Origin of the sequence: Pararhodonellum marinum (assembly GCF_015354735.1) — a bacterium.
Classification (GTDB): domain Bacteria; phylum Bacteroidota; class Bacteroidia; order Cytophagales; family Cyclobacteriaceae; genus Pararhodonellum; species Pararhodonellum marinum.
The window spans coordinates 840,815-853,033 of the sequence record NZ_JACEFJ010000001.1 but is presented as its reverse complement, the minus strand read 5'-3'; the positions used below and the strand labels follow the sequence as shown (position 1 = coordinate 853,033).

10 protein-coding genes are annotated in these 12,219 nt (G+C 43.9%); 4 read left to right on the top strand and 6 right to left on the bottom strand.

Translation table 11 applies throughout. The annotated features are described in order from the left end of the window. Positions 1 to 22: 22 nt before the first annotated feature. Positions 23 to 2,122 carry a S9 family peptidase gene (locus tag H1A14_RS03620; protein ID WP_194774815.1) on the bottom strand — a complete coding sequence of 700 codons (2,100 nt, stop codon included), beginning with the start codon at positions 2,120 to 2,122 and terminating at the stop codon, positions 23 to 25. 334 nt (positions 2,123 to 2,456) lie between these two features. Here H1A14_RS03620 and H1A14_RS03615 point away from each other — a divergent pair, with 334 nt between their 5' ends. Beyond that, positions 2,457 to 4,163, top strand: a complete 1,707-nt coding sequence (locus H1A14_RS03615) for an amidohydrolase (protein ID WP_194774814.1) — start codon at positions 2,457 to 2,459, stop codon at positions 4,161 to 4,163. Between the two features lie 38 nt (positions 4,164 to 4,201). Here the strand turns inward: H1A14_RS03615 and H1A14_RS03610 are convergent, their stop codons facing one another. Both H1A14_RS03610 and H1A14_RS03605 read right to left on the bottom strand, forming a co-directional pair. Beyond that, entirely contained in the window at positions 4,202 to 4,996 is a 795-nt protein-coding gene (locus H1A14_RS03610) for a serine hydrolase (protein ID WP_228527540.1), read from the bottom strand. A 123-nt stretch (positions 4,997 to 5,119) separates the two neighbouring features. Continuing rightward, positions 5,120 to 7,441 carry a patatin-like phospholipase family protein gene (locus H1A14_RS03605; RefSeq protein ID WP_228527538.1) on the bottom strand — a complete coding sequence of 774 codons (2,322 nt, stop codon included), beginning with the start codon at positions 7,439 to 7,441 and terminating at the stop codon, positions 5,120 to 5,122. A gap of 283 nt (positions 7,442 to 7,724) precedes the next feature. Between H1A14_RS03605 and H1A14_RS03600 the strand changes: the two genes are divergently transcribed. Continuing rightward, entirely contained in the window at positions 7,725 to 8,180 is a 456-nt protein-coding gene (locus tag H1A14_RS03600) for a GyrI-like domain-containing protein (protein ID WP_194774811.1), read from the top strand. Between the two features lie 86 nt (positions 8,181 to 8,266). Here H1A14_RS03600 and H1A14_RS03595 read toward each other — a convergent pair whose 3' ends face one another. The 3 genes from H1A14_RS03595 to H1A14_RS03585 all read right to left on the bottom strand — a co-directional run bounded on the left by H1A14_RS03595 (position 8,267) and on the right by H1A14_RS03585 (position 11,188). Beyond that, entirely contained in the window at positions 8,267 to 9,970 is a 1,704-nt protein-coding gene (locus tag H1A14_RS03595) for a GMC oxidoreductase (RefSeq protein WP_194774810.1), read from the bottom strand. A gap of 3 nt (positions 9,971 to 9,973) precedes the next feature. Next, complete coding sequence (locus H1A14_RS03590; RefSeq protein ID WP_194774809.1) at positions 9,974 to 10,513, bottom strand: gluconate 2-dehydrogenase subunit 3 family protein; 540 nt, start codon at positions 10,511 to 10,513, stop codon at positions 9,974 to 9,976. Positions 10,514 to 10,726: 213 nt separating this feature from the next. Next, on the bottom strand, positions 10,727 to 11,188 hold the full coding sequence (locus H1A14_RS03585) for a YehS family protein (protein WP_194774884.1): 462 nt from the start codon (positions 11,186 to 11,188) through the stop codon (positions 10,727 to 10,729). Between the two features lie 88 nt (positions 11,189 to 11,276). On the opposite strand from H1A14_RS03585, the gene H1A14_RS03580 reads away from it, so the two are divergent. After that, complete coding sequence (locus H1A14_RS03580) at positions 11,277 to 11,420, top strand: hypothetical protein (protein ID WP_194774808.1); 144 nt, start codon at positions 11,277 to 11,279, stop codon at positions 11,418 to 11,420. A 77-nt stretch (positions 11,421 to 11,497) separates the two neighbouring features. Beyond that, on the top strand, positions 11,498 to 11,944 hold the full coding sequence (gene tnpA / locus H1A14_RS03575) for an IS200/IS605 family transposase (protein ID WP_194774807.1): 447 nt from the start codon (positions 11,498 to 11,500) through the stop codon (positions 11,942 to 11,944). Positions 11,945 to 12,219: the final 275 nt, after the last annotated feature.

Genomic DNA, 12,219 nt, shown 5'->3' with positions numbered 1-12,219 from the left:
AATTTTTTCATGTAGGGATACCTTACTCACTCCCCAATAAGTGCCTTTCCAGAAACTCACAAGTGGCCTGATGCACCTTGATAAGGTTGGAAAACTTCATCCAATGATGGGTATCATCCGGAATGACCAAGGATTCATAAGGAATGCCCTTTTCATCCAGCCTCCGGGCAAAATCACTGCTCTGTCTAAAATCAACATTGCGATCATCTGTGGCATGAATCAAGAGGACAGGAGATGTCCAACCATCAAGATAGGCCACCGGAGAGGAAAACCAGGCTACCTTTCTGGCTTCTTCAATATCTGGGGCCTGTTCATAAGCCCCGTCCACGCCCAACCTACCATCGAGGTTGTGGACGCCGTGGATGTCAACGCCAACTTTAAACAAATCCGAATCCCTTGCCAGAGCCATGGCAGTCAGATAGCCTCCATAAGACCCACCATAAACCCCAATTTTATCCGGATCCACCTGAGGAAGATCTGCCAAATACGCTCCTGCTGCTTTTACATCCAAGTACTCCTCCCCTCCTTTGGTCCATGTCCGCTCTGCCTTGTGAAAATCATGACCGTATCCAATCCCTAAACGATAATTGACCGATAAGACAACAAAACCTCTGCCGGCTAGGTATTGGTTGATTGCATAGGTATTGGCATAGTAATCCATGTAGCTCCATCCCAGAAGCATCTGCCGCTGAGGCCCTCCATGTATAAACAGTACAGCTGGCTTATTTGACATTTCAATGTCTTTTTCAAACACTTGACCATACACAGTAGTCCCATCAGCCGCCTTGAACTGAACAGCTGTGGGTACCACCAATTCACTGGATGGAAAATCCTCCGGCACATTTTTTTGCCCAATCAAAGTTTTGTTTTTGGTCATTATATCCATTACTGTTGGCAAAAGTGGTCTGGTAGCGGTGGCACTCAAATAGGCCACATGTCTTCCATCAAGCATGGGTGCGGGGATGGCTTCGATGCCCTTTCCATCGGTAATCAATTCCATATTCCCATCAGCAATATTTACTGTTCCGATATGTCTTCTGTCAAGGTCGGAAGGATCTTCCCCTGCATTGGCAGAGAAGTAAAGCTTTAGTCCATCTGGGCTAAGCCTAACATGTTCTACCATAAATTCGCCGGGTGTCAGCAGTCTTGAAGCACTACCTGATGCCTTCATTGCATAGAGGTGGGGCCAACCATCTTCATAGGACAAGTAAATGAGCTCATCCTCTGCTGCCCAATGAAGATTGAATCCCCCATCAGTAGTTGGAACAGATCCTCTTACCGTTTCCGGGGCTTTCCAACGCCGATTCGCTTGGCCGGTTTCAAGATCCGCGATCCAAATTTCCCAAGGACTGTGCCTTTGTTCCAAAATGGGTTTCGCCTCTCCTGTTCCACCTGGCAGTCTGACAAACACCACCCTTTTTCCATCTGGAGACCACCTTGGGCTGGTGTCCTTATGAAAGGAGGGTGACAGCCATTGAATCGGGCTTTGGCCATCCCTGAAAACTCCAACAAAGGCATGGTCAGACCTGTTGGCAACAAAAAGAAGCATGCTGCCATCTGAAGACCATTGTAAGCCATTGACATTTCCTTTGACTTGAAAAAGCTGCTCTGATTTTGCTTCATAGAGGGTCGTTTGCCAGACTTGTCCGTTTTTCAGATAAGCCACCTTTCCGGAACTTGATACAATGGGATAATCACCCTCAGCCAATTCAATGGCCTTACCACCATGCATGGAAATCTTCATGATGGATACTTTGGGCATTTGGGGTAAGTTTTGCGGATTAACCGGGGTATGGGCATTTCTTCCACCATGCTCTCCCCCCCTCACAAAAACCAACCATTCCCCATCGGCAGAGAATTGAAGACTGCTGATTTCCTGCCCATCATCCTCATCGAAATCAGTAAGTTTAAAAGGAGAAAAACCAGGGGCAGAAGCCAAGTAAATATTCCTTCTCCCCTCCTCCTGAAAAACCCATGCTATTTCTTGCTGTGTGGGAGAACTGACCAACTCAGAAGGAAACGGGAAACGGGAAATTTGTTCAATCGTGAAGGTTTGTCCATAAGTACAGGTACACAAATGGATAAGCCCCAATAGGAAGGGAAAAGAAATTAGCTTTTGCATAATGGAATTGACTTTCCCCAATGTAAAAAAAATCAGACAAATGGACATTGCAAAAAGAAATGTTTGGCTTTGGAATGATAGGAATGGTTGATTTTTTTTTGGTTTTTCTACTTACTAGCCAAAAATATCATATCTACGTTTAAATCAGTAGCCTGCTTTTGGATGAAGTCAGCTTACCAATGAAATTAGCCTTTGTCAATTAACTTGTTGATTTGAAGGAAACCGCGTAGGTTTTGTACGATTTCTTTTTCGTGATAAGCCCCGCATCCACTTTTGTTTCTTTAAGATTTGCGCTAAGACCTGATTTGTCTTAGATTGAAGCAAACAAGATGACATGAAATTAAAATTTACGCTCACTATCCTAATGCTATCCCTTTTTGTTTCTTGTAAAGAAGCCCAAGAAAAAGCAGATATGATTTTAATGAATGGCACCCTCTACACGGTGGACGAAGCAACACCTCAGGCCCAGGCTGTGGCTGTCAAGGACGGGTTGATTTTAGCTGTTGGATCTGATAAAGAAATGGAAGCTTATCAAGGCAACGCCACCGAAATGATTGATTTGAGAGGAAAAACCCTGACACCAGGCTGGATCGAATCCCATGGCCACCTAATGGGTGTTGGCTACAACAAACTGGAACTGGATCTGATGTATGTCAAAACCTACGAGGAATTGGTGGAAAAAGTGGCGGAAGCAGTAGAGAATGCTGAACCAGGAAGCTGGATTACAGGGAGAGGATGGCATCAGGACAAATGGATCCAACAGCCGGAACGCATGGTCAAAGGATTCCAAACCCACGATGCCCTCAGTGCCGTATCACCGGACAATCCCGTTTTTCTCCGCCATGCCAGCGGACATGCCACCATGGCCAATGCCAAAGCCATGGAAATGGCAGGAATCAACTTACTCAGCCCGGAATCGCAAAAGCAAACCGTGGAAGGAGGAGAAATCATCAGGGATGATTTGGGGAACCCTACGGGGGTTTTCACAGAAAGAGCTTCCTATCTCATTGCAAGGTTAGTACCTGAAGAATCACCGGAAAGGGCCGAACAGGCTCTTGAGCTGGCCATTCAGGAATCACTTGAAAAAGGAATCACAAGCTTCCATGATGCAGGCAGTGAGCAGGATGTGATCGATTTGCTGATGAAATTCAAATCCGAAGGAAAACTGGGCATCAGGCTGTATGTGATGCTTACCGGACGGCAACCGGAATTGATCGAGGAATGGTATGAAAAAGGCCCCATGATTGATCCTGACCACTTTGTCACAGTCCGTTCCATCAAGCTGAATTGTGATGGGGCACTGGGACCGAGAGGCGCATGGCTGTTAGAGGAATACCTGGACAGGCCGGGACATTTTGGTCATGAAACCCTTCCCATGGCTGTTGTCACGGAGGTTTCGGAAAAGGCTTTGCAACTTGGTTTTCAGGTCTGTTCCCACGCCATCGGAGACCGGGCCAATCAGGAGATTTTGGACCGGTATGAAGCTGCCTTTGCCAAATTCCCAGAGGTCAAGGACCACCGCTTCCGCATCGAGCATGCCCAACACCTGCACCCTGATGATATCGGACGTTTCGGAGAATTGGGTGTGATAGCGGCCATACAGGCCATTCACCTGAGTTCCGACCGCCCTTGGGCCATTGACCGATTGGGAGAAAAGCGGATTGTAGAAGGTGCTTATGTTTGGCAAAAACTGCTGAAGACAGGGGCGGTAGTCAGCAATGGCAGTGATGCACCTGTGGAGCCCTTAGACCCTATCCCCTCTTTCTATGCTTCAGTTACCCGGAAAACTCTGGAAGGAACTCCAGCGGATGGATATGAGCCTGGAGAAAAGATGACCCGTGAAGAAGCCTTGCATTCCTACACCCTTGCCGGGGCCTATGCAGAATTTGAAGAAAACTTTAAAGGATCCATCTCGGTGGGTAAAGCGGCTGATTTTACGGTATTTGACCGGGACATCATGCAAGTGCCCGAAGATGAGATCCTGGAATCCAAGGTCGTCATGACCATCGTGGAAGGAAAAGTAAGGTATAGTCTGGATTAAATCTTTCTTTTTATGAATATGAAGTCAAAGACAAACCATCATTGGCCTTCAAACCATTCCCATAAAATTGCTGAAATACGTCTTTGGAGGACAAAAGCTTCATTGTCATCCTCCCAGCGTTGGTCTTCATTCTGTTTGGTGGCGATGTAAAATACATAATCCCCTTTTGGCGCATTGACCATGACCAATTCCGACCTGGAAGCATTGACCATCCCTTGCTTGGAGGCAGTTTGAATGTAAGGAGGGATGGCCGAAAGGCCATATTCATCGTAATATATATTTGATAGCAACCTGTACATCCGTTCCGAAGCCGAAGAACTGATGGCTTCCCCCTTTCTTATTTTAATTAACAGTTGGGCCATTTCCCTAGGAGTGGTCTGTCCCCATCCCAACTTTTCCCAGTCCTTTTCTCTGCCTTCTGTCCTGGAGTTTACTCTTGTGTTTTCCAAACCCAACTCCTCCATCAATTGATTGATGCGGGCTCCACCTCCAGCCAGGGCCTGACACCAGAGCGAGGTGGTGTTGTCGCTGTACGTGATCATCAGTGACATCAACACACTCAATTCGGTCTCGGTAGAATCCTTGAAATGCTGCATCAGTCCCGAACCGCCGTATTTGATAGAATCCCTGTAGACAAGTTTTTGGTGATAGTCTAATTCTCCTCTTTCAATTTTATCCATGATCCCCACCAAGATCGGAACTTTGACGATGCTGGCTGTTGGGAAAAGTGTATCTGCCTGAATGGCTACCTCTTCTCCGCTTTCCAAATGAAGCACATACAATCCAGCGTGGCCATTAAATCCATCCAGCTCTTTCTCCAGAAGGTTTTCCAAATTTTGACCAATAACTGAATTCGATAGACAAAAAACCAACACAATCCAAAAGAATCGATACATATTATAAATGATTAAATTTGAGTACATTAAGACAATCTAGATAAATGATTGATATAAGCATTAACGGTCAGCATAATTGAATGAAAACCCTATGGATAAGTAATACCGCAACCGGCCATCTGAGGAATTAGAACCCAATCCGACAGTGACCGGACCCAGGAGGGTTTTGAGGGTAATGTCTGCCCCATATCCCAAAATCCCATCTGAATCAAAAAGACTTTCCAAAAGAGAGGAATTGTTGCTCCCCAAAGGCACATGATCTGCATAACCTACAAAATTGGTCCCTGCTCTAAGATAGACATTGTTGTGGGGAACAAACTGCAATTCAAAGCCGGCCCTGACAAAATTGGGAACGAAGAGTTCTCTATAATTTAAACCATATACGCGGGTATCATTGAATCTGACCCGCTGATAACCCCCAACAATAAAGTTGTTGAAGATGTAATTTTCTCCCTGAGTGGAAAAGGTCAGCCCGGCGTTGACCAAAGGGGCAATTTGAAACCGGTGGGCAAGGGTGAAGAATTTCGTGTATTTTAGATAAATCGAGAGATAGCCATTAGGTGTCACCCCGTCTATAAATCCCGGGATTTCTGACTCAGGTATGGTGATCAACTGTCCCTCATTTTCCCAAAATAAGGTATCTACATTGTTGTTGAGCCTTATCCCATAAGTATTGCCGAAATGATAAATAGGTTCAATGATGGATTCAGCTCCTTCAGTGGCATAATTTCTATCATTCAAAGAGTTGCGGTAGTATAGAAATCTAAAGGCATAAAAGTTCCGGTTGGCCCTTCGGATATCTTCCGGGAAATTGATTCCGAATTTTGACCTTGACCGATTGGTTTCATGAAACATTCCAAACACAAAGGTTTCCTTCAAGGACCGAATGGACATCAACTGAGCACTTAGCCTGCTCTCTCTGTTGAGAAATACATCATCTGGCCGACCTTCGGTAAAGGTAGGGGTACGCTGATTCAGGTAATTGTACCTGAGGTTCAGTGCAAATCTTTTTTCTCTGCCAAGGTATTTGTAGTGATCCACCCTGAATTTTGGATTTTGGGAGATATCAGTAATAAAAACAGTTCTTGAAGACCTACCTATCAAATCCCTGGCTGTCAGGTTTAAAAGGATCCCGGCAGAAAATAAGTCGTCATAGTGAAATGAGGCAAAAAGCAGATTCTTAGGTTTCTCATGCATGCTCAGTTGCAATCCGTAGGTTTGATCCTCGTTTAGTGCCAAGGAATAACCTACCCTATTAAATCCATTGATCCCAAAAACCCTGGAAATCCCTTCCTGCAGTTCTTCACGGGTAATGGTATCCCCTGCTGAAATTCCTAATTTTGACATGATTAAGTCATCGGAAAACAATTCGTTTCCTCTCAACTCAATTGCACTTAAGGTAAGTGGAGCAACCACCAGACCTATTCCTGGAGTGGCCTCATAAATCTGAAGGCTATCTGCCAAAGTCTGAAATTGCCAGGCATGCTGTTTACCTGCTTCATCTCCCAAATTCAAAATCTCATTAAACCTGCCAAAACTTGCTGTAGAATTGTTTTTTAGATCCGGTTTGATGTAAATGTCGCAATCAGCAATGTTTTGAATGAGTTTGCTGTAGGACTGCGTCATGGCAATCTGCATCAGAATCCCTGAAAAAGAACTGAGGTCTCTGGGATCCAAAAAATCCTCATCACCCACATTGACCCCAATGACAATTTCGGCACCCATTTCCTTCACCACATCCACCGGAAAATTGTTGACCACTCCCCCATCCACCACCCAGGTGGAATCCATGTCAAAGGGGGTAAAAAAAGTCGGAATCGCAATACTTGCCCTCATGGCGTCGTGCAGATAGCCCTCTTTGATGACAATCCCTTCACCATTTCTGATGTCTGTGGTAATGCAGCGAAAAGGAATGGGCAATTCATCAAAATTCCGGATGTTATTGGCAGGCCAGGTGTAAAAATGAAGCGTTTCTGATAGTTTTTGGCCTTCTATCAAACCAGAAGGAATACCGACTTTCCAGTTAACTACCGGCAGTTCTATCAGGTACCGGTTATAATATTCTTTTTCCTCAAATGAAATGTCATCAAAACCCACCCTGTTGGAAACAATGATTTCCCAGTCTATGCTGCGCACAATGGCCTCCAATTCGTCGGCACTATATCCCAATGCATAGAGTCCACCCACTACCGCCCCCATACTCGTTCCTACGATATAGTCAGGTCTTATGCCGGCTTTTTCCATGTAACGAAGGATGCCGATATGAGCCATACCCTTGGCCCCTCCTCCGCTTAGCACCAATCCTATTTTTGGCTTTTCAGAAGATTTTGGTTGTTGGGAAAAGGACTGGAATACAGGCAAAACACCACATATAACCCACAAAATTATCTTTAAAAAAAACCGCATTTTTTTAAATTTGACATCAAAACATGATTATGAATCAATTGTTTTTTATACTAAAAGATCCTTCTGCAAAATAGAATATTTTTAAAATAAATGAGGGAATTCCGGATATTAATTCTATTTGAGGTAAAATGGATTGCTATAGATAATTCCAATAATATATTTCCCTTATTTTACCAACTCATTATGGATAGGCTATTTTATAAAGAACTTTGCATGGGTTTTTTGGGTGCCTTGACATTCTAAACAAATAAAAATTGCTATGGAAAGGATTAAAGAGTTCAAAATCATCGGAATAAAAACTGAAACAACAAATGAAAATGGTAGATCTGCCGCAGATTTAGGCAGACTTTGGGAGCAATTCTATTCCGAAAACATTGCAAGTCAAATTCCAAACCTTGTAAGCCGGGACATCTACTCCATTTACACGGACTACGAAACTGATTATACAGGGAAATACACGACAATAATTGGAATGAAAGTTAATTCTCTTGAAGAAATTCCCGACGGTCTTATAGGACGTGAATTTCAGGGAGAAAACTATCGAAAATTTGTAGCAAAAGGACAGATGCCCAATGCAGTGGTGGATACTTGGAAAGAAATCTGGTCAGCAGACAAGGATTTAAATAGAAAATATACCGCAGATTTTGAAGTATATGGACAAAAATCCCAAAATGGAACAAACTCCGAAGTTGATATCTTCATAGCGGTTGAATAAAAAAATCGCTGCAAATCACCTTGCTACCTTGAAAAATCTTCATAGAAGGAATTCCAAAACTGAATCGAAATCTTAAAATTGCTTTTTTATCCTTTTTTCAAGGTTTCAATTGCATGGTTAGCAGCCCTTGCGGTTAAGGCCATATAGGTCAGGGATGGATTCTGTGTGGCGGTAGAAGTCATGCAAGCCCCATCTGTCACATACACGTTTTGGCAGGCATGCAATTGATTCCATTGGTTCAGAAGGGAAGTTTTGGGGTCATGGCCCATCCTTACTCCACCCATTTCATGGATATCTGAGCCCGGAGGTGATTGGGAATCTCTTGCAACAATGTGCGTAAATCCAGCTTTTTCAAACATCTCCGTCATCTGTTCCATGTAGTCCAAGACCATCTTGTCGTCGTTTTCTGTCCAATCACAGGACAATACCAATTGAGGCATGCCATACTTGTCCTTCAGTTCCGGATGTAACCGGACATGGTTGGATTCAATCGGGATGACTTCTCCCTGCATCCAGCCACTGACCCACCAAGGTCCCAAAGTTCTGTTCATCAGATTGGCTTTCAATTCTTCCCCAATACCCGTACGGCTAAACTGTATCATCCGATCAGCGGAACCAAAGCCTACGGCATAGCCTCTGAGAAAATCGGTTTCCTGTTTGTAAAGGTTTCGGAATCTCGGTATGTAACTGTGACTTGGATTTTTCCCTTTGCTCATCACGTCCGGAAAATCCTCACTCCTGCCCGATATTTGTCCCCGGTAATTGTGCCAGCTAATGAATTTACCCAAAACACCGCTGTCATTCCCCAATCCATTCGGAAAGCGCGAGGAAATGGAATTTAGTAGAATCAAGTTGGAGTTTAGGGCCGAGGCATTGACGAATATGATCTTGGCAAAGTATTCATAGACCTGTCGGTCCTCAGCATCAATGATACGTACTCCCGACGCTTTGTTAGTTTCTTCATCATAAATGATTGAATGGACCACAGAATGGGGCCTGAGGGTCATGTTTCCGGTTTTGGCAGCCCAAGGTAAGGTAGAGGCATTGGAACTAAAGTAGCCACCCAACGGGCAACCCCTGTTACACAGGCTTCGGTGCATGCACTTTTGACGACCTTGTTCGCGATGAATGTCTTGCTGCTCGGTAATATGGGCACATCTGCCGTGGACCAAATGCCTATCGGTATAATTATCCGCCAATACCTTTTTGAAATGCCTTTCTACACAACTTAAGTCAAAAGGCTTCAAAAACTCTCCGTCGGGCAACTGAGGTAACCCGTCCCTGTTGCCTGCCATACCGATAAATTTTTCTACATGGCTGTACCAAGGGGCGATGTCTTTGTACCTGATCGGCCAATCCACGGCATAGCCATCCCTCAGTGGCCCTTCGAAATCCAGGTCAGACCAGCGTTGGCTTTGCCGCGCCCATAGCAGGGATTTGCCTCCGACATGATAGCCACGGGTCCATTGAAAAGGCTTTTCCTGTACCGTTTCCTGTTCTCCTTCTTTCATCCAAAAATGGGCAGTGGATTCATGTATCCTTGCTCCTCTTCTACCGAAATCCTTTTGCTTATCAAGCGGTATCTTTCCCCCAAGCTCAAATTCCCAGGGGTTTTTGGTGGCAGTGGGGTAATCTTCGATGTGTTTGACATCCCGTCCTCTTTCCAATACCAAGGTTTTCAATCCTCCTTCACAAAGTGATTTGGCTGCCCATCCACCGGAAATTCCGGATCCTATGACAATGGCATCATAAGTCATGCTTTCTTTGGAAGAGATATTCAAGTTGGCCATGGGTTAAATTTTGAAAGGTTCAGTGGGAACAGGTACACAGCCGTCAAATCCGCCTGGCACCATTTGATAATTGGTGAAATTGGTCAAAAAGTATTCTGAATTGGTATATCCCAAGATGACCAATTCCTTGGAAAGGTCATAAAATGCCTTTTCGGTTTCTATTTCCTCATCATCCATTTGGGTCAAAATGGAGGCTCTCTCCGGGGCGGCCAATTGAAAAAAGGATGTTTGGTGATTTTCTATTGCCCTTGATTCCAGCAACATCAAACCAGCCACAAAACCCTCCTGCACCGATTCATCATAGCAATTGGCTAAAATCCTATCAAGGAATTGGGGCAACTGTAAATCCAAAGCTCCCAAGGTATCTGTTTTGGGGATAAAGGTATCGGTTAAGGATTCCAGGTTTTGTTTTTGAGTATTGGTCAAGGACAGCCTTTTGTAGCGTGATTCGATCTTTGCCTCCTCCTCCGGACTGCAACCGGGCAGGAGGACCATTCCCCATACTGATATGGCTATTGATTTAAGGGCAGTTCTTCTATCCATAAAGAAAACAAATAAATATTTTAGGCATATACCAACAATTTAGGATGGATGGTCAATTAATTGGATGGGTTTTCCGAAACTCTTTTATTTCACACTAAACATTGATCTGTAAGCTGCTATACCATTCAACCGAAAGTGAAATCGATTCAGAATTTTGAGTTTGAATCTTTGGGAAATGCAGACAGCTTAAGCCCAACCCACCTTTTGATCCATTCATTCGGGTCTCAGTTTGACTTGTAATCCTTTTAGGAAATTCCTCAAAATCTGATCCTTCAAAGGTCGGTACTGACTTTGTGTAGGCTTGCGGAAGAAAGCACTCAATTCATGTTTACTGATCTGTCTGTCCACGCTTTCCAGTACCTCCAACATGTCCTCATCTTTCATGTTCATGGCAATTTTAAGCTTTCTTAGAACGATGTTGTTGCTCATTGATTTTTCCGGTTTAGGCACTTCACCGTCCTTTTTTCCTCTTTTGTGAATGATGAGCCCATTGAGGAATGTAGCCAAATCTTTGTCATAGATGGGTTTAAAGTCAGGATCATCTTCCTGCTTGAGCCATTCGCTCACTTCAGCCCGGCTGACTGTTTGGCCCCCATGTGCAAACAGCTTGATCATCTGATCGTCGCCAAAATCAAAAGTATACCTTAAGCTTCGCAGGACATCATTGTTGGACATGGTGAAACGGGAGTTGTTGAATAAGTAAAGATGCCTGAAAGGTGCTTCTTTTCCAAACACTTCGTGGTCGGGATTGTTGAGAACGTCCATGAAATTCATTGACCCTGGAAGGGTCAAACATCTCAATAAGCGCGGGTCAAACCCAGGGATGAAAAAAATCCATATACTCCTTGACCCTGAAAGGGTCGAACTCACCACCATTGCCCCCCGAACCTTAAATGCCTATCCCTAAAATCAAGAATTCCAACAAAAATTGACTTTGAATCCATTTTTACCGAAATTACATTTTCACTTTTAAACCTCACTTTTATGAGTCCCTACACCCAGTTCATTTACCACATCACCTATTCGACAAAACATCGGGAACCAACAATTCTACACCATGAAAAAAAGAGGCTCTTCGCTTATATCCATAATTTACTTACAAACAAAAATTGCCATTTGTATCGAATAAATGGAGTAGAAGATCATATCCATATTTTGACTCATATCCACCCAACCATATCTGTTTCAAAATTAATCAAGGACATCAAATTAGCTTCTAGCGATTTTATTTCGCGAGAAGGAATTTTTCCTAAATTCAAGGGATGGCAGGATGGTTACGGTGCTTTTACAGAAACCATCAAAGCTAAAAATAGACTGATCAAATACATCAAAAACCAGGAAGAGCACCATAAAAAGGTGACATTTTTAGAGGAGTATAAAGCTTTGCTCGAAGAATATGAAATCAAATTTGATCCTAAATTTCTATTGTAAGTTCAACCCTGCCTTTTCCGGCAGGCAGGCCTTTCAGGGTTGATGCTGCCTATCATCATTCACTTTTATCCTAGGTTTCACCTAGGGCTAATGAAAAGTTTGACCCTTTCAGGGTCATTACGTCTGAATCTCATTTTTTGATCCCAGACCCTGGAAGGGTCAAACATCTCAATAGCCATGGGTGCAACCCAGGGATTAAAAAAAATCCATATGCTCCTTGACCCTGAAAGGGTCGAACTCACCTACCTTTGCCCCCCGAACCTGAAATGCCTGTC